General features: G+C 62.5%; 18 protein-coding genes. 6 read left to right on the top strand and 12 right to left on the bottom strand.

The genetic code is table 11. From position 1 onward, the window contains the following. Positions 1-2: 2 nt before the first annotated feature. From ACSSVQ_RS11465 to ACSSVQ_RS11455, 3 genes are read right to left on the bottom strand one after another with little or no spacing between them, the layout of a single operon-like run. Entirely contained in the window at positions 3-1,943 is a 1,941-nt protein-coding gene (locus ACSSVQ_RS11465; RefSeq protein WP_454183193.1) for a Gldg family protein, read from the bottom strand. Between the two features lie 4 nt (positions 1,944-1,947). After that, positions 1,948-2,682 (bottom strand): ABC transporter permease, encoded by a 735-nt coding sequence (locus ACSSVQ_RS11460; RefSeq protein ID WP_339613864.1) that lies wholly within the window; start codon positions 2,680-2,682, stop codon positions 1,948-1,950. Continuing rightward, the gene (locus ACSSVQ_RS11455; protein WP_339613865.1) at positions 2,679-3,737 is read right to left on the bottom strand and encodes an ABC transporter ATP-binding protein; all 1,059 of its coding nucleotides are present in this window, start codon (positions 3,735-3,737) and stop codon (positions 2,679-2,681) included. Before ACSSVQ_RS11455 ends, ACSSVQ_RS11460 begins: the two co-directional genes overlap by 4 nt. A gap of 584 nt (positions 3,738-4,321) precedes the next feature. Here ACSSVQ_RS11455 and ACSSVQ_RS11450 point away from each other — a divergent pair. Then, positions 4,322-4,744, top strand: coding sequence for a DUF2794 domain-containing protein (locus ACSSVQ_RS11450; protein WP_454183191.1), 423 nt, complete (start codon positions 4,322-4,324; stop codon positions 4,742-4,744). Between the two features lie 73 nt (positions 4,745-4,817). Here ACSSVQ_RS11450 and ACSSVQ_RS11445 read toward each other — a convergent pair whose 3' ends face one another. The 3 genes from ACSSVQ_RS11445 to ACSSVQ_RS11435 form a co-directional block, all read right to left on the bottom strand. Continuing rightward, positions 4,818-5,576 carry a Bax inhibitor-1/YccA family protein gene (locus ACSSVQ_RS11445; RefSeq protein ID WP_454183189.1) on the bottom strand — a complete coding sequence of 253 codons (759 nt, stop codon included), beginning with the start codon at positions 5,574-5,576 and terminating at the stop codon, positions 4,818-4,820. Positions 5,577-5,709: 133 nt separating this feature from the next. After that, positions 5,710-8,304: an ABC transporter permease gene (locus ACSSVQ_RS11440; protein ID WP_454183188.1), complete on the bottom strand. Its 2,595-nt coding sequence runs from the start codon at positions 8,302-8,304 to the stop codon at positions 5,710-5,712. Further along, positions 8,301-8,993 carry an ABC transporter ATP-binding protein gene (locus ACSSVQ_RS11435; RefSeq protein ID WP_293327038.1) on the bottom strand — a complete coding sequence of 231 codons (693 nt, stop codon included), beginning with the start codon at positions 8,991-8,993 and terminating at the stop codon, positions 8,301-8,303. The genes ACSSVQ_RS11440 and ACSSVQ_RS11435 overlap by 4 nt, the downstream gene beginning before the upstream one ends. 77 nt (positions 8,994-9,070) lie before the next feature. On the opposite strand from ACSSVQ_RS11435, the gene ACSSVQ_RS11430 reads away from it, so the two are divergent. From ACSSVQ_RS11430 to thpR, 3 genes are all read left to right on the top strand, one after another. After that, entirely contained in the window at positions 9,071-9,805 is a 735-nt protein-coding gene (locus tag ACSSVQ_RS11430) for an arylesterase (protein WP_454183186.1), read from the top strand. Positions 9,806-9,860: 55 nt separating this feature from the next. Then, positions 9,861-10,907 carry an aldo/keto reductase gene (locus ACSSVQ_RS11425; protein ID WP_454183184.1) on the top strand — a complete coding sequence of 349 codons (1,047 nt, stop codon included), beginning with the start codon at positions 9,861-9,863 and terminating at the stop codon, positions 10,905-10,907. 119 nt (positions 10,908-11,026) lie between these two features. Further along, positions 11,027-11,596: an RNA 2',3'-cyclic phosphodiesterase gene (gene thpR / locus ACSSVQ_RS11420; RefSeq protein WP_454183182.1), complete on the top strand. Its 570-nt coding sequence runs from the start codon at positions 11,027-11,029 to the stop codon at positions 11,594-11,596. Here the strand turns inward: thpR and ACSSVQ_RS11415 are convergent. Then, a complete protein-coding gene (locus ACSSVQ_RS11415) occupies positions 11,593-12,066 on the bottom strand; it encodes a low molecular weight protein-tyrosine-phosphatase (protein WP_454183180.1) in 474 nt (157 codons plus the stop codon). The genes thpR and ACSSVQ_RS11415 overlap by 4 nt on opposite strands. Further along, positions 12,063-12,485 (bottom strand): metallopeptidase family protein, encoded by a 423-nt coding sequence (locus ACSSVQ_RS11410; RefSeq protein WP_293327077.1) that lies wholly within the window; start codon positions 12,483-12,485, stop codon positions 12,063-12,065. The genes ACSSVQ_RS11415 and ACSSVQ_RS11410 overlap by 4 nt, the downstream gene beginning before the upstream one ends. Positions 12,486-12,548: 63 nt before the next feature. On the opposite strand from ACSSVQ_RS11410, the gene ACSSVQ_RS11405 reads away from it, so the two are divergent. Beyond that, entirely contained in the window at positions 12,549-12,896 is a 348-nt protein-coding gene (locus ACSSVQ_RS11405; RefSeq protein WP_454184688.1) for a 4a-hydroxytetrahydrobiopterin dehydratase, read from the top strand. 74 nt (positions 12,897-12,970) lie between these two features. Here ACSSVQ_RS11405 and ACSSVQ_RS11400 read toward each other — a convergent pair whose 3' ends face one another. Beyond that, positions 12,971-13,753, bottom strand: coding sequence for an SDR family NAD(P)-dependent oxidoreductase (locus tag ACSSVQ_RS11400; protein ID WP_293327048.1), 783 nt, complete (start codon positions 13,751-13,753; stop codon positions 12,971-12,973). A gap of 321 nt (positions 13,754-14,074) precedes the next feature. On the opposite strand from ACSSVQ_RS11400, the gene ACSSVQ_RS11395 reads away from it, so the two are divergent. After that, positions 14,075-14,503, top strand: coding sequence for a YkvA family protein (locus tag ACSSVQ_RS11395; protein WP_454183178.1), 429 nt, complete (start codon positions 14,075-14,077; stop codon positions 14,501-14,503). A 3-nt stretch (positions 14,504-14,506) separates the two neighbouring features. On the opposite strand, the gene ACSSVQ_RS11390 is transcribed toward ACSSVQ_RS11395, so the two are convergent. The 3 genes from ACSSVQ_RS11390 to ACSSVQ_RS11380 form a co-directional block, all read right to left on the bottom strand. Beyond that, positions 14,507-15,730 carry a serine hydrolase domain-containing protein gene (locus ACSSVQ_RS11390; RefSeq protein WP_454183176.1) on the bottom strand — a complete coding sequence of 408 codons (1,224 nt, stop codon included), beginning with the start codon at positions 15,728-15,730 and terminating at the stop codon, positions 14,507-14,509. Positions 15,731-15,770: 40 nt separating this feature from the next. Further along, positions 15,771-16,637, bottom strand: coding sequence for a GDSL-type esterase/lipase family protein (locus ACSSVQ_RS11385; protein WP_454183174.1), 867 nt, complete (start codon positions 16,635-16,637; stop codon positions 15,771-15,773). A gap of 73 nt (positions 16,638-16,710) precedes the next feature. After that, positions 16,711-17,715, bottom strand: coding sequence for an NADPH:quinone oxidoreductase family protein (locus tag ACSSVQ_RS11380; RefSeq protein WP_293327056.1), 1,005 nt, complete (start codon positions 17,713-17,715; stop codon positions 16,711-16,713). Positions 17,716-17,821: the final 106 nt, after the last annotated feature.

The following is a 17,821-nucleotide window of genomic DNA, read 5'->3' as shown; positions in this document are numbered from 1 at the left end:
CGTCAGGCTCCCTTCTTTGCAGGACCGTGCGCGACCCGCGCCTTGCGGCGGCGATAGCGCCAGACCGCCAGCCCCATCGCGACAAGGGCCACGAGAATCGGCATCGCCAGCACATTGAGGAAACGCACATAGCTGCCCAGCGTTTCGACATTCTCGCGCAGGCTGCGCTGCACGCCGCGCATTTCCTGTCGGGCCGTCAGCAGCTCCTTGCGGAACTGGCGGATTTCGGCATCCGCCTTTTCCTTGTCTTCCGGCGCTACGTCTTCGCCGGTCTGCAGATTGGAAAGACGCGCCTCGGTCTTGTCGATGGTTGCCTGCAGCGCCTTCTGCCGGGCGAGGTAATGCTCCTCGGCCTGCGTCTTGAGCTTTTCGACCACCTCGAAACGGCGGTCGGCCCGCTCGCGTGCGCGCAGCGAAATCAGTTCGTTGGACCCCATCAGATTGTCGATCGCCGACATGATGAAGTTCGCATTGTCGGCAATGGGCTGCGCCACCCGTTCGCCGCTATAGGACTGGGTCTGAACCCAGAACCTGTCGGCGAAGATGTCGCTGTCGGCGACCACGATGATGTTGACCGGCTTGTCGCTCTTGGCCTTGTAGTCCGGCATCTTCGCCTTGGTCGACGAACTCTTCTGGTCATCCTTGGGCCGCTCGGGCGGCTCGGCCTTGAAAGCGCTCTTGACCGGCCCGGACAGGCGCGCGGCAATGACATATTGCTTGTCGTCCGGCTTGAAGCCCGCCAACAGCTGATCGGGACGCGGCCCGGTCGCCACATAGTCGCGGTCGTAGAGACGCGAATCCTTCGACGATGTAATGAGCGGCGTGAAGCTCGTCGTCGCGCCCTTTTCCGGCGTGAGGTAGCCCACCGTCCCCAGATTGATCCGGTCCACATCCGCCGTCACGATATCGGACTGGTTCATGTGTTCCTTGGGCACTCTCAGCCAGATCACATAATCGCTGTCCTGCTTGCGCGCATCGAAACCGGTGCGCACGCGCTGCGCGAGCCCCTTGTCGCCGACAATCTTGCTCGGGTCGTAATCGACGCCCCAGCTCTGGAACAGGCGATGCAGATCGGAGGTCTGGGTAAAGCCGCGCACGGGCTTGCCGTCTTCGCCGCGCTCCATGCTCACTTCCGAGAAGGGGTCGACGAAGGCAAGCACGCGCCCGCCGCGCATCACGAACTGGTCGATGGCATAAAGCGTCTGCTCATCGAGCTCCCTGGGATGCGCGATCATCAGCACATCCACATTGTCGGGTACGCGATTGAACTTCTGCTCCAGGAATTCCATCTCGAAGCGGTTGACGAGTTCGGTATAGATCATGAAGGGCTGCGACCGGCCTTTCATGGCGGCCATCAGCCCGCCCGTGCCGGTGTCGAGGGGCAGATTGGTCACGATGCCCAGCACCGGCTTTTTCGGCCGCGAGAGCGTCTGCACCATCTTCATGATGTCGTATTCGAGATAGTCCTGCCGTTCATCGGTGAAGAAGGGAATGCGTTCGAGCCCGTCCACGAGATTGTTGCCGACAAGGCCAAAATAGATGACATCGCCTTCCGTCGTCGGCGCGCCCTTGAGCCCCAGCGACATGGCGAGGTCTTCCTGCTCGGAGAAAGGCTCCGGGTCGATCACGCGCAGGATGATCTTGCCGTTCGACTCGTCGCGGATTTCCTCCAGCAGATCGCGCACCTGATTGGCATAGGTGCGGATGCGCGGAAAATCGGTCGCAAGCTTCTCCGAATAGAAAAACCGCAGCGTGATGGGCTCGTCGATTTTGGAGAGCACTTCCTTCGTGCCGTCCGACAGCGTGTAGAGATGGTTCGCCGTCAGGTCGATCCTGGCCGAACGGAACACCGTGTTGGAGAACGTGTTCACCGCCACGAAGAGAACCGCGAGCAGCACGAGCGTGAGAATCCGGTAGGCGGACCGGCTGATGGGCATGTTCATCCGCTTACCCCGCCTTCTTCATATCGACTACCACACCGCAGGCGATCAGCCAGACCGCAATCAGCGACCCGAAATAGATGATGTCGCGCAGGTCGATCACGCCCTGGGTGATGGAATTGAAATGCGTCAGGAACGAAAAGGACGCGATGGTGGAGATAAGCGTCTGAGGCGCCCAGCCGCTGAAGAAATCGATGACGATGGGAAGGCCCGACACCGTAAAGAGGAAGCAGACCGCCACCGACACCACAAAGGCGATCACCTGATTGCGCGTGGTTGCCGACAGGCACGACCCGATGGCGAGATAACCGCCCGCCATGAAGAAACTGCCAATGTAGCCGGCAAGGATGACGCCATTATCCGGCGAGCCGAGATAGTTGACCGTCAGCCACATCGGGAAGGTCAGCGCCAGCGCGAGCCCTGAAAACACCCAGGCTGCCAGGAACTTGCCGAGAACGGCGGCATAGAGCGGCACCGGCTGCGACAGCAACAGCTCGATCGAGCCCGTGCGGCGCTCTTCCGCCCACAGGCGCATCGAAATCGCCGGGATCAGGAAGAGATAAAGCCAGGGATGATAGGAAAAGAAGATCGACAGGTTCGCCTGGTCGCTCTCGAAAAAACCGCCCAGATAGAAGGTGAAGGCCCCCATCGTCAGCAGGAAGATGACGATGAAGACGAATGCCAGGGGCGTGGCGAAATAGGCCGCGAGCTCGCGGCGGAAAATGGCGCGCATTTCGTTCATGCCGCGCTCCTTCCGTCCGGACGGCCCGAAGGGCTGCCCTTGAGGCCGCCCGCTTCCACGGGCTCGGTGTCATTGCGCGTGAGATGGCGGAACACTTCGTCGAGACGGCCCGGCTCGCCATGCAGCGCCCGCACCGGCCAGTTGCGCGCGCGCGCCAGCGTGGCCACGGCGTCGATCAGGGTCGTATCGCTTTCCATGCCCTGCTGTCCTACTTCGTCGCGCGGGAAAAGCGTGAAGGTCGCATCGTCGCCGCGCAGCGCTTCCTCGCGCTTCGCCGCGCCCTGCACACCGTCAAGCGCCTCGCGCACCTCGCCGGCAATGGCACTCGGCACGGTCAGCGACACCGCATTGTGATAGCGTGAGCGCGCCGTCAGTTCCGCGGGCGTCCCGTCGGCGACGATCTCTCCGCGATCGATGATGAGCGCGCGCGAGCAGATCGCATCCACCTCTTCGAGGATATGAGTGGAGATGATGATCGCCTTTTCCGGCGCCATCCGCGCAATGAGCTTGCGCACCTCGAATTTCTGGTTGGGATCGAGACCGTCGGTCGGCTCGTCCATGATGAGGACCGGCGGATTATGCAGGATGGCCTGGGCAAGCCCCACCCGGCGGCGAAAGCCCTTGGACAGGGTATCGATGGGCTGCTCGAGTACCGCTTCGAGTTCGGTCGCAGCCACCGCCTCCTCGATGGCGCGCTCCGCATCCCGCCCGAACAGGCGTCGGATACGCGCGATGAAGCGCAGGAAGCCGAGCGGCGTCATGTCGCCATAGGCGGGCGCGCCTTCCGGCAGGTAGCCGAGCGCCCGCTGTGCATTGAGCGTGTCGTTGACGACGTCATGCCCGCAAATGCTCGCGGTCCCGGAACTGGGCGTGAGAAAGCCCGTCACCATTTTCATGGTGGTGGATTTGCCCGCCCCGTTGGGACCGAGAAACCCGAGCACCTCGCCGCGACGCACCTCGAAGCCGATATGGTCCACCGCGGTGAACGGACCGAAACGCTTGGTCAGCGCCTCGATCGAGACCATGACATCCCCCGCCCCTGCTTTGCCCTGCATGTCCGAAATTCTGCTGCTCCCTGATCAGGCGGACCCTTTGCGCGGCCCGTCTTTGCCCGCGCCTCCCAACGCAAACGAATGATGGGTGTAAGGCAGGTATCCCGGCGCATCAAGTGAAGAAAAGGTCATTCCACTCTTACACTTAACGTTGCGCCGCGCGGTGCAACGGCGGCGGGGCGCCCAAAGAAAAGCCGTCCAGGCGGGGGGCGTCCTGGACGGCAGTTATCTCTCTGATTTTTGCCTGCGGCCCAAAGGCCGTCAGGCGTGTTGCCCTTCCGGGGTAGGGAGGCCCGGCCCCCATTAAATCCCGGTGGGGCTGGGGGGCTGATGAAACCGGAACTTCAGGAGCCGGGCCATGTAGGCAACGATGACAAGATGCCCCCCCAGTGTGGCCGCTCAAGGGCTGAAAAAAGGCAATATTGTGTTGCTCTCATTTCGCGGATTTTCCGCCGGCTTCTGCCATTTTTCATGACAATTTTTTCATGGTCCTACATGACGAAACCATGACCAAGACTGGCCTGTCATGGCTTTCGCCAGCTACACTGCCTGATACTGAATTCGGTCCAGAGGAGTGGTCGCGCCCCATGACAGACACCGGCAGCGTTATCGACGGTCGCCAGCCCATCGCCCTGTCCGAGGACTCACAACCGCGGCTTACCCTTGTCAGTTCATCCAACGCACCGAAACCGGCGAAACACCGCGAGCCGGATGTCTTCTTCACCCGGGCGGAACTGGACGCCATACTGTCCGTCTATGGGCGGAAAGTGGCCGAGGGCGAATGGCGCGACTACGCCATGGGCGGCTTTCGCGAAACCGCGGTCTTCTCCATCTTCCGCCGCACGAGCGAGATGCCGCTCTATCGCATCGAGAAACGGCCCAAGCTCGCCCGCCGTCAGGGCGCCTGGGCGGTGCTCGGCGCCGATGGCCAGATCCTGAAACGCGGCCACGACCTGAAGCAGGTCTTGAAGGTCTTCGAGAAGCGCTCGCTCAAGGTCGTGGACTACTAAGCAACCTCTCCGCCCGAACGAAAAAAGCCCCGGTGTCTCCACCGGGGCTTTCCGTTTCGTCTGCCGGTCCGCGTCAGCTGCGCTGGTTACCCATGAACTGCAGCAGGAACATGAACAGGTTGATGAAGTCGAGATAGAGCGACAACGCGCCCATGATCGCCTTCTTGCCCGCCACGACGGCACTGTCGCCGGCAAAGTACATTTCCTTGATCCGCTGCGTATCCCAAGCGGTGAGGCCTGCGAAGATCAGCACGCCAATCGCCGAAATCGCGAACTGCAGCGCGGAACTTTGCAGGAAGATGTTCACCACCATCGCGATGACGAGGCCGATAAGCCCCATGAACAGGAACGACCCGATGGGCGAGAGGTCGCGCTTCGTGGTGTAGCCGTAGAGGCTCAGGCTGCCGAAGGCCGCCGCGGTCACGAAGAAGGTCGTCGTGATGCTTTCGCCGGTGAATCGCAGGAAAATGCTGGAGAGCGAAAGCCCCATCACCCCTGCGAAGGCCCAGAACAGGATCTGCGACGTCCCGAGGCTCAGCTTGTTGATGCCGAAGCTCAGCACCAGCACGAAGGCCAGCGGAGACAGCATGATGACCCAGGCCAGCGGGCTCTGATAAATCACCTGACCGAAGGAAGTCAGCATCAGCCCCTGCGCGGTTTCCTGAACCGCGGCCTGGAACGTGAAATAGGCAATGAAGCCGGTCAGCGCGAGGCCGCCAGCCATGTAGTTGTAGACCCGCAGCATGTAACTGCGCAGGCCTTCATCAATTCCGGCGCGTGCGCTGGCGCCGTACTGCGTCTGCTGAAGCCGGTCTTGATCATAGTTCGACATAAAAATCACCCTCCTGAGTGGTTGGTGAGTATATTGGCTGACACTTATCGAAATTCAAGGAAAACCGGACATTTCCGGACGTTTCTGAACCGGATTTCATTCAGGGTTTACAGGCTGTTACTCCAGCGGAGCCCTAATCCGCCCTGAGGACCGGCGCGGCAGGCGCCGAAAGCGTTCGCCAGGTGCCGAAAAGACCCATCAGCATGGTGGCAAGCGCGGCCAGCACAACCGTCAGCGCCAGCGTACCGGGCAGGAAGTGCCAGGGCAGATCCATCACCCGCACGACGACGATCCAGGCGGCAAGCGACCCGGCAAGGGTTGCGATCAGCGCCGTGACGAGCCCCAGCACCGCATATTCCCGCAGGAAGATGCCGAGCACCCGCGCCCTCGTCGCGCCCAGCACCTTGAGCAGGACCGCGTCGCGCACCCGCGCGCGATAGCCCGCCGCCATGGCGCCCGCCAGCACCAGCACGCCCGAGGCGAGCGTCACCATGCCGGTTGCCCGCACGGCGAGCCCGAAATCGTCCAGAAGGCCGTTCACCGCCTGAAGCGCCTCCTTCACCCGGATCGAGGTGATATTGGGAAAGGCCCGGGTCACATCGGCTTCCAGCCTGCGCTCCCCTTCTTCACCCACAATGCTGTTATCCATGGTGACGGTCGCAAGATCGGTATGCGGCGCGGAAGAGAGCAGGCCGGGCGAAAACACCAGCACGAAATTGATGCCCATGCTGGTCCAGTCGATTTGCCGCGTATTGGCGATGGTCGCCGTCATTTCGCGGCCCAGCACATTGACGGTGATCTTGTCGCCCGGACCGACGCCGAAGCCCTGCGCCAGATCTTCCGCAAAGGAAACCTGAAGCGGCCCTTGGTAATCGGGCGCCCACCACTTGCCCCGCACCAGTGTCGAATTATCGGGCATGGTGGCCGAATAGGTGATGCCGCGATCGCCCCTGAGCGCCCATTGCGCCTCGGGGGCGACTTTCACCTCGTCGGACGGTACACCGTTCACCGCCGCGATGCGCCCGCGCAGCATGGGCACTTCCTGAAACCCCGTGACGCCTTCATGCGCGGTCACGAGATCGCGCAGCGCCGCCGTCTGGTCCGGCTGGATATCGACAAAGAAGAAGGACGGCGCGCGGGACGGCAGATTGCCCGTGATCTCGCCTGACAGATTGCCGTTGATGAGCGACACGGTGACGAGCAGCGTGAGCCCGAGCCCCAGCGACAGCACGATGGAGGGCGTCGGCGCTCCGGGCCGGTGCAGATTGGCGATGGCGAGACGAAGCTCGGGCCGCCTTACGCGCGGACTTTTTTCGGCAAGTTTCATGATGCCGCGCGCGGCAAGCCACAAGATCGCAAACACGAAACCGGCACCGATGACGAACCACATCGCAAAGAAACGGTCTTCCGCGAGCCCCACCGCCAGCACGGCGAGCACACCCAGCGCAAGCACCACCGCGAGAATGTAGCGACGCGGCGGGAAACGCCGCATCGGGGCGATGATGTCACGGAAAAGCCCTGTCGCAGGCACGTCACGCGCGCGCGCCAGCGGCCAGATGGCAAAGGCCAGCGCCGTCAGCACGCCATAGGCGGCAGCCAGTGCGAGGGGACCCGGATAGACACGAAGATCGGCGGGCACGGGGATCATGTTCCCGGCAACCGCATCGACGATGAAAGGCGCCACGGCGCCCACCGCGAGCCCCAATACGATGCCGACCATGGCCAGCGCCATGACCTGCAGAAGATAGATCCGGAAGATGAGCGAACCCGGCGCCCCGAGACATTTGAAGGTCGCAATAACGCTCCGCTTGCCGTCGAGATAGGACTTCACCGCATTGGCAACGCCCACGCCGCCGACCAGCAGCGCCGTCAGCCCGACAAGCGACAGGAACAGCGCCACACGCTCCACGAAACGGCGCACACCCGGCGAGCTGTCGGTGCGGTCCTGCACCCGCCAGCCCGCATCGGGGAAGCGTTCCCGCAAGCCGTCGATCCAGCTTTTGAGCGCAACATCGCCCTGCGCGCTTTCCGGCAGGCGAATGCGGTAATGCCAGCTGACGAGACTGCCCGGCTGCACCAGCCCCGTCGCGGACAACGCCGTTTGCGAAATCATCGCACGCGGCCCCAGCTCGAAGCCGCCCGCCACCCGGTCCGGCTCATGATCGATCGCGGCGCGAATGCGAAACGTCTCGTCGCCGATGACGAGGGTGTCGCCCACCTTCAGCTTCAGCCTGTCGAGCAGATTGGGCTCCACCGCCACGCCGAACAGGCCATCGCGTTTTTCCAGCGCGGATGAAAGAGGCTGCGCCGGCGCGAGCTTCATCACGCCATAGAGCGGATAGATCCCGTCCACGGCTTTCAGCTCGACAAGGCTCTGCCGTTGTTCATCCGGCGCCCCACCCCCGTTTCGCGCCATGGCGCGCATCTCCGCGCTGACGGAAACCCGGTTTCCCTCGGTGAGATAGGCAAGCTCCTCCGGTGTCGCCTGCCGGTGGATGAGACGGATATCGACATCGCCGCCGAGAATTTCCTGACCCCGCTCCGAAAGCCCCCTCGTCAGTGCCGTCGAAACGGACCCGACCGCCGCGATCGCAGCGACGCCCAGCGCGAGACAGGCGATCAGCACACGAAACCCGCGCATGCCGCCGCGCAGCTCGCGGCGGGCATAGACCCAGGCGAGCTTCCAGCCCTGCGCCGCCCGACCCTGCGCCGGATCGGCGCCGTTCATGCGGGCACCCCGGCTTCGATGGCGGAAATACGTCCGTCCTGAAGACGAATGACGCGGTCGCAGCGCGCGGCCAACGCCTCGTCATGCGTGATGAGCACAAGCGTCGTGCCCTTCTGCGCATGCAGATCGAACATGAGCTCGATAATCTCCGAGCCGGTGGACTGGTCGAGATTGCCCGTCGGTTCGTCGGCAAGAAGGACTTCCGGATCGCCGGCCACGGCGCGCGCCAGCGCCACACGCTGCTGCTCGCCACCGGAAAGCTGGCCCGGATAATGGCTGAGGCGATGGGAGAGCCCGACACGGGCAAGTTCCGCCTCCGCGCGCTCGAACGCATCGGCGCGTCCGGCGAATTCGAGCGGGATGGCGACGTTTTCCAGAGCCGTCATGGTGGGAACGAGGTGGAAACTCTGGAACACGATCCCTATGTGATCGCGGCGGAAGCGCGCCAGCGCATCTTCGCCAAGCCCCGTCAGATCCTCGCCCGCCGCGGAAATCCGTCCGCCCGAAGGCCGCTCCAGGCCCGCCAGCACCATGAGAAGAGTGGATTTGCCGGACCCCGAAGGCCCAACCAGACCCGCCGCCTCGCCCCGCGCGACCGCAAGGTCGATCCCGCGCAGAATGTTGACCGGCCCCGCATCGCTGGGCAAGGTCAGGCTCACATTTTCGAGTTCGATGATGTTCTCGTTCAAATCCTCACCCCGTCCGGCTGCGTATGGCCAGAGACGGGTCCCGCCCGCCGCATCACGTAACAATTAAGGGATATGGCATGTTCCAGACGCGAGACAAGCAAGGCCGTCGCGGAAAAGCCCCGTTTCGGATTGCGTTGGCGGCTCTCGCACTGGCGTTTCTCGCCTCATGGTCGACAAAGGCGACGGCCGAACAGCCAGCAACGCCGCTGACGATCGTGGCGCTTGGCGACAGCCTGACGGCGGGCTACCGGCTGCCGCCCGATGCCGGCTTCCCGGAACAGCTTGAGGCCGCGCTGAAAGCCCGGGGATATGAGAATGTGACGGTGCGGAACGCAGGCGTCTCCGGCGATACGACCTCCGGCGGGCTCTCCCGGCTCGACTGGGCGGTCGGACCGGAGACGGACGCGGTGATCCTCGAACTCGGCGCGAACGACGCGCTCCGCGGCATCGACCCGGCGATTGCGCGGCGGAACCTCGACGAAATCATCACCCGGCTGAAAAAGCGGAACCTCCCCATCCTGCTGGCCGGCATGTATGCGCCGCCCAATCTCGGCAAGGAATATGCGGCGCGCTTCAACCCGATCTATCCGGAACTGGCCAAACAATACGACCTCATCCTGTATCCGTTCTTTCTCGAAGGCGTCGCCGCCGACCCCGACCTCAATCTGGGCGACGGCCTGCACCCGACACGCAAAGGCGTGGCGGAGATCGTGACCCGCATCATGCCCGATGTCGAAAAGCTGATTGCTGAGGCACGTGAAGAATCCCGCAAGGAGGCGCGCGAAAGCGCCGCCCCGGCGACCGCCGAATAATTTTCCGAACCCGCAACGACGAAACCGTCATAGACACGAAAGAGGGGGAAACCGCATGGAATATCGTGAACTGGGCCGAACCGGCCTCAAGGTGAGTTCGATCTGCCTCGGCACCATGACCTGGGGCGAGCAGAACACCGAGGCCGAAGGCCATGAGCAGATGGACTACGCCATCGACCAGGGCATCAACTTCTTCGACACCGCGGAAATGTATGCCGTGCCGCCGCGCAAGGAAACGCAAGGCTCGACCGAGAAGATCATCGGCAGCTGGTTCAAGGCACGCGGCAATCGCGACAAGGTGATCCTTGCCACGAAGGTCGCGGGGCGCGCACCGATGGACTGGCTACGCGACGACGGCTCGCCCGTCGAACAAAGCCGCGCCCAGATCATGGAAGCGGTCGACAAGAGCCTGAAGCGTCTGCAGACGGATTATATCGATCTCTACCAGCTCCACTGGCCGGACAGGCCCGTCGCCCTTTTCGGCAGCAGCGGCCTTGCCTATCGCCACGTCAAAGCGGAAACGCACCCCATCGAGGAAATCCTCGAAACGCTGGACGAGATCGTGAAATCCGGCAAGGTCCGCCATATCGGCCTGTCCAACGAGACGCCCTGGGGCACGATGAAATTCCTTCAGGCCTCGGAGACGAAGGGCCTTGCCCGCGTCGCCTCCATCCAGAACGCCTACAATCTCCTGAACCGTACCTTCGAACTGGGCGGCGCGGAGATCGCCCATCGGGAAGATGTCGGGCTTCTTGCCTATTCGCCGCTGGCACAGGGCTATCTCACCGGCAAATACCAGAACGGGGCGCTTCCCAAAGGCTCGCGCAAACAGCTCTTCAACCGCCTGCAGCGCTATGAAAGCCCGCAGGCCGACGCGGCCATCGAAAAATATCTGGCCCTTGCCAAAAAGCATGGGCTCGACCCCTCTCAGCTTGCCAACCAGTTCGCCACCACGCGTCCTTTCGTGACGTCGAACATCATCGGCGCGACGACGATGGAGCAGTTGAAGCTCAACATCGCCTCGAAGGATCTGGAGTGGACGGAGGAACTGGAAAAGGAAATCCACGAGATTCACCAGAGCCAGCCCAACCCCTGCCCTTGAGGAGCGTGAAAGGGTTCTTCACTCTGCAATGTCATTGCAGGGCGTGACCGGCAATCCAGAACGAAACCGCCCTGTCATGCCCGGATCAAATCCGGGTATGACAGACAAGGAACAAGGCCATGATCCGCCTCTTCACAGCGCTGGAAATTCCGCCGGAAGTTTCGGAGAAACTCGTCCAGCTTCAACGCGGGCTCGATGGCGCGCGCTGGATCGAGCCGCATGACTTCCACATCACGCTGCGCTTTCTGGGCGACATTCCCGAAAACCTGGCCGACGACGCGGATGAGGCGCTCTCCCGCATTCCGATGACGCCCTTCCCCGTCGAGATCGAGGGACTTGGCGAATTCGGCGGCGCTTCGCCTCATGCCGTCTGGGCGCGGGTGAAACCGTCGGAACCGTTGCGCATCCTGCAGGGGCGGCATGAAAGCGCCATGCGCCGCATCGGCCTGAAACCCGAAACACGGACTTTCCTGCCTCATATCACGCTGGCGCGAACGCGCCGCGCCGACCCCGCCGAGATCGCACAGTTCATTCAGGCCCATAACCTGTTTGCGACGCCCGGCTTCACGGCCACGCGGTTCGCGCTCTTTTCCTCGCGCGCCAGCAAGGGCGGCGGACCTTATGTAATCGAGAAAACCTATCCGGAAGACGCCTTCGAACCCGATGAGGAATGGGCGGAAGAAGACTAGCCCGCAAGATGCAAAATGAGCCCGTCGGATGCTTCTTCCAGCATGTCGAGCACATGGGCGAACCCGTCATCCCCGCCATAATAGGGGTCGGGCACGGAGCGCTCGGGATGGTCCGGCGCGAAATCCATCATCATGACGATCCGCTCGCGCATATCGCCGGGCGCTTTCAGACAAAGCATCTCGTAATTGTCCTCATCCATGGCAAGGATGAGATCGAAACGCTGGAAGTCGGCCGCTTTCACCTGCCGCGCCCGAAGGGACGAGAGATCGTAGCCGCGCGCCTCCCCCGCCGCCTGTGCGCGCGGGTCCGGCGATTTTCCGACATGCCATGCGCCCGTACCCGCGCTGTCGATTTCCACATCGAGCCCGGCCGCCGCCGCACGGGTGCGGAACACAGCCTCCGCGGTCGGCGAACGGCATATATTGCCGAGACACACGAAAAGCACGGCAGGGCGTTTGCCTTTACTCATGACGCACCGCGTTCGATGGCGTGCATGTCATCGTCGGAAAAGCCCAGATGATGGCCGATCTCGTGAATGAGCACATGGCGGATGATGTCGGCCAGCTTCTCGTCATACTCGGTCCAGTAGTCGAGGATGGGGCGACGGTAGAGAAACACCATGTCGGGCATATGCGTGGTCTCGAAGACACTGCGATGCGTCTCCGCCACGCCGTGATAGAGGCCGAGCAGGTCGAACGGACTGTCGAGTTCCATCTCCGCCATCACTTCCGCATCCGGAAAATCCTCCACCCGGATGACGACATCCGCGCAGCGCGCGCGGAACTCTTCCGGCAGCTCGTCGAATGCGGCTCGTGCGATACGCTCGAATTCTTCTATGGGCGGCGCTTTCATCCTCGACCAGTCCAAATGTCTCTCCCTGACTTGCATGGCAAAGGTAGGTGCGCGAAGGTCGCGCATCAATCGCCCAATCGACATGAAATATTGCGGCGGATATCAGAGGCAAAGGATAGGGATATGACCGACAAGCTGTCCGATGCGGCGCGGCGCAAGGCGCTGGCCGGGCTCAAGGGCTGGAGCAAGGTGCGCGGACGCGACGCCATCGAGAAAAGCTATCGCTTCAAGGATTTCAACGAAGCCTTCGGCTGGATGAGCCGCATCGCGCTCGTCGCCGAAAAAGCCGACCATCACCCCGAATGGGCCAATGTCTATAACCGCGTGGAAGTCGTGCTGACGACGCATGACGCGGGCGGCGTGAGCGAAAAGGACATCGCCATGGCAAAGGCGATGGACCGTTACGCCGGCGCCGCGGGACGTCCCCAGCCAGCAAAGAAAAAATAGGCATAGGTGTAAGCGCAAACGAAAAAGCCCCGGCGTTTCCGCCGGGGCTTTTGTTTGCCGTGAGGCTTTGTCGCTTAGCGCGGGGCCATGCGGATCGCGCCGTCGAGACGGACGTCTTCGCCGTTGAAATAGCCGTTCTGGATCATGGTCATGGCCAGGTTGGCATATTCGGCCGGCTGGCCGAGACGGGACGGATAGGGCACCTGCGCACCCAGCGCCTGACGGACCTTTTCCGGCGCGCCGGCCAGAAGCGGCGTGTCGAAAATGCCCGGCAGGATGGTGTTGACGCGGATGCCTTCGCGGGAAAGGTCGCGCGCGATCGGCAGCGTCATACCGACGACACCGGCCTTGGACGCGGAATAGGCAGCCTGGCCGATCTGGCCGTCTTCAGCCGCAACCGACGCCGTGTTGACGATGGCGCCACGGTCGCCGTCTTCCAGCGGATCGAGCGACAGCATGCCCGCCGCCGACTTGGCGATGCAGCGGAAGGTGCCGACGAGGTTGATCTGGATGATGAGGTTGAACTTGTCGAGCGGGAAGTGCTCGGCCGCACCCGTTTCCTTGTTGCGGGAAGCGGTCTTGATGGCGTTGCCGGTACCGGCGCAGTTCACCAGGATGCGCTCCTGACCGATCGCGTCGCGGGCCTTGGCGAAACCGGCATCGACGCTCTCTTCGTCGGTGACGTTCACCTTGCAGAACACGCCGCCGATATCCTTGGCGACCGCTTCGCCCTTGTCTTCCTGCAGGTCGAACAGCGCGCATTTCACGCCCTGCGCAGCCAGCGCACGGGCCGTCGCTTCGCCGAGGCCGGACGCACCGCCCGTGATCACGGCGGAAATATTGGAGTCGAGTTTCATTAGGCTCTCCCTGTTTTTCCCCCTACGGGAAATGGATCGGAGCTTCGATGCCGCCGGTAATTCGGCGCATCCGCCCCGCTTTGTATGTCCCGTACCGGCCCCGTAAGGGGACCCCGGCACCGGCGCTCGGATTAGGGATTTAGCAAATTCCGGCCCCTTTACGCGAGCGTTAAATGCCCGAAAATGCAGGGAAACTACGCAAAATGAAAGCGGCGTCACGATTGACGCAGGGGCGCCTTGCGCTTGCAACGCCCCCTTTCCGCCCCCATTTTTCTATTACATGCACGAAATGGCATAAGCAGGAAAGGCGACGAGAGCGACATGGCCCCTTCGCAAGGCTCACATTCCGGCCCGGACGGCGTAGAGCGCGAGCTGGAAAGCTCCCGGCTCATGCTGCCCGCCGTGATGCACCGCAATGAGCAAGAGGTCCGCAAGGGCTTCTGGAAGAAGCTCCTGAAAGTGGCCGGCCGCATCCCCTTCTCGGAGGAAGCGGGCGCCGCCTATTACTGTGTGCGGGACCCTGCAACGCCGGTGCGCGTGAAGGCGATCCTGCTGGCCGCCCTCGCCTATTTCGTGACGCCTGCCGACCTCATTCCCGATGTCGTGGCAGGCTTCGGCTTCACCGACGATGCCACCGTGCTGATGGCGGCGATGGGGCTCGTGTCGAGCCACATCAAACCGACCCATCGCAAACACGCGCGGGAGGCCTTGCACATGCCGCCCAGCGAGGACCTCAAGGAAGAGGACTGATCCTTACCCTGCGAAGACGCCGCCCGACCGCTTGTAACCGATTGCCTCATAGGCGGCATCGACCAGCGCCTGACCGCGATCGTTGAGCAGGATGCCGAAGCCCATCCGGTTCATGTTGTAGCCGAAGCTCATCTGCGCGCGCGGATCGGCAAAGCCGATGGAGCCGCCCATGCCGACATGGCCGAAAGCGTCTTCCGACAGCACGCAGCTTGAATTGACCGCGTTCGGCACCGCCGAATTGTCCATCGACTTCATGAAGCCCAGCGCGAAACGCGACGGGATGAGCAGCGTCGCATCCTCATGCGTCGCCATGGCAACGCGCCCCATGCGATTGAGCGTATCGGCCGAGACGAGTTTGCCGCCGCCATTCGCCAGCGGCTGATACATGCCCGCAAGACCGCGACCATTGGTGATGCCGTTGGCCGAACCGACTTCCGCGGCATGACACTCGCGCGAATTGAAATTGGCGCCGCCATTGTTGAGCAGGAAAAGATGCGAGGCCGATTGCGGATCGTTCATCACGGCTTGTGTGAAGCGCGAGGTCGCCGCATCGGCGGGCATTTCCGCATCAATCATTTTCGCGACGCGGGGTTCCTTGTCTTCCGGCAGACCGATCCAGAAATCGAGACCGAGCGGCCCGGCGATTTCGTCGCGGAAGAACGCCCCCAGCGACGTGCCGGACGCGCGCCGTACCATCTCGCCGACCGTCCAGGCGAAGGTAACGCCGTGATAGCCATTACGCGTACCGGGTTCCCAAAAGGGCGTTTCGCCGGCAACGAGCCCGCACATATAGTCATGGTCCCAATAGCCGCCGGACTTCACCTTTTCGCGCACATGCGGCACGCCGGCGGAATGGTCGAGCATCATGGAGACAAGCGTCTCCTCCTTGCCATTCGCGCCATATTCCGGCCAGTAGTCGGTGACCTTGGCGTCGAGATCGAGCTTGCCGCGATCGGCCAGCATATGGGCGGCGAGCGCCGTCGCGCCCTTGGTGCAGGAAAAGACGATGGAAACCGTGTCCTTCTCCCATGCATCCCCGTTGCGCTCTTTCTTTCCGCCCCACAGGTCGACCACCGTCTTGCCTTCGAGCGTGATGCAGACATTGCCGCCCACCTCGTCGCGCTTTTCGAAATTCTCGACAAACGCCTCCGCGACACCCTTGAACTTCGGGTCGCAAATGCCTTCCACCTTGCCGGCGCTGGTCTCGCGCGAAAAATTCCCGGTCATTTCCTGAAACATCCTTCCCTGTTTTTAATTCGTATCGGGATTATTGAGCCGCTTCCCCGTTTTCAGTCGAAGCGGGTATCCCTTGTTCTGCATTTTCATTCGCGGCGGCATTTGCCTGCGGCGTGCTATCGTTTGCCGCCCCATCTTTCGCCGCTTCGTCACTCGCCTCACCATCCGCAACCGGGGCATTCATCCGGTTCTGCGGCTCGATCCCCGCGGCCGTGAGTGCCGGTTTGATATGGCGCGACAGCACCTGGTATCCGGCGCCGGACAGCGTCAGCCCGTCCCAGCGGAAATAATCGATATTCACCTTGCCGTTGGGCAGCAGGAGATCCTTCGTTACATCGATGAAATGAACGCTCGGATCGCTTTTCGTATATTTCTCGACGAGTTCGTTTGCGCGCGCCATGCCGTACCAGCGCGAGGTGCGCATGGGCTGCGGCGGAATGGAAACGAAGAAGACCGGCGCCCCGACCCCGTCCTTGCGCAGGGTCTGCAACAGCTCCACGAAATCCTTCAGCACGTCTTCCGGACGACGGCCATGTACATCGGCCAGATCGTCCGCGCCCACGATGATGACGACGGCGGCCGGATTGTAAGGCGCGGCGATGCGCGATGCGTAATGGGTGATATGCGCAACCTGCGCACCGCCGAAACCGCGATTGATGGTGATATAGGGCGCCATGTCGCGCTCGAGCGTCGACCAGCGGCGAAGGCTGCGCCCGCCGAGAAAGAGAACGGCGTCCTGCGGCGGCGGATTGGACACGTCACGCCGCTCGAAAGCAGCGATCTCGGTTTCCCAATAGGTCGCATCGCCCGAGGCGAGCAGCACGTGGATGAGGAAACCGAAAAGGGCGAGAAGGAGGAGAAGAAAGCCTCCGCCAAGAATGACGATCAGGCGATTCATGGAACGCTATTCTCCCCCAGCCCAAAACGGGCGGGGCGCGTTACCGCCCCGCCTCGACTTCGAATGCGCGCCGTCAGCGCGACGGCACCAGCACGATCTTGCCCTTCACCTTGCGGGCGGCCATGTCGTTCAGCGCCTCGGCAACTTCCTCGAACTTGTAGGTCTTCGAGACATGGGGGCGCAGCTTGCCCGCCTTGAACCAGTCCATCAGCTCCTGAAGGTTCTTCTGGTTGCCTTCCGGATTGCGCGCCGTGAAAGCACCCCAGAAAACGCCGACGATCTGGCAGCCTTTGAGGAGCGCCAGATTGAGCGGGATCTTCGGGATCGGGCCGGAAGCGAAACCGACCACCAGGAAACGGCCTTCCCAGTTGGTGGCCCGCAGCGCGGCTTCCGAATAGTCGCCACCGACCGGATCGTAAACGACATCGGCGCCCTGTCCGCCCGTCAGTTCCTTGATCTGTTCAGAAAGCTTTTTCTGCGCATCCTTGTCGAGCGGACCCGAAGGATAGAGCAGCGTCTCGTCGGCGCCATGCTCCTTGCAGACGGCAAGCTTGTCCTCGGAGGACGCCGCCGCGATCACTTTCGCGCCCATCGCCTTGCCGAGTTCGACGGCGGCAAGACCAACGCCGCCCGCCGCGCCCAGCACGAGAAGCGTCTCGCCCGGCTGGATATGGGCCCGGTCTTTCAACGCATGATGCGAGGTGCCATAGGTCATCAGGAAGGCGGAAGCCGTGGTGTAGTCCATCTCATCGGGGATGGGCGTCACCCGGCCCTCGTCGATGGCGATTTCTTCGGCAAAACCGCCCCAGCCGCAAGAGCCGATCACGCGGTCACCGACCTTCACCCGGGTCACGCCCTCGCCGACCTTGATGACCTTGCCGGCCACCTCGCCGCCCGGCGAAAAGGGCAGCGGCGGCTTGAACTGGTACTTGTTTTCGATGATGAGCACGTCGGGGAAATTCACCGCCGCGGCATGCACTTCGAGCACCACCTGCCCCTTACCGGGCTCCGGGCTCGGCACATCCTCGATAACGAGCGTCTCCGGCGGTCCGTATTCCTTGCACAAAACGGCTTTCATGAGCGTCCCCTTAGAACTTGTAATTGAATCTGTCTCTCTGGACTGGATTGGATCGGTTGCGATGGCCCTGTTTATCACAAGGCCCCCGAAAGCCGCCAGAACACAG

It is taken from the genome of Parvibaculum sp. MBR-TMA-1.3b-4.2 (assembly GCF_053628815.1).
This window is presented reverse-complemented; position numbering and strand designations above follow the sequence as displayed.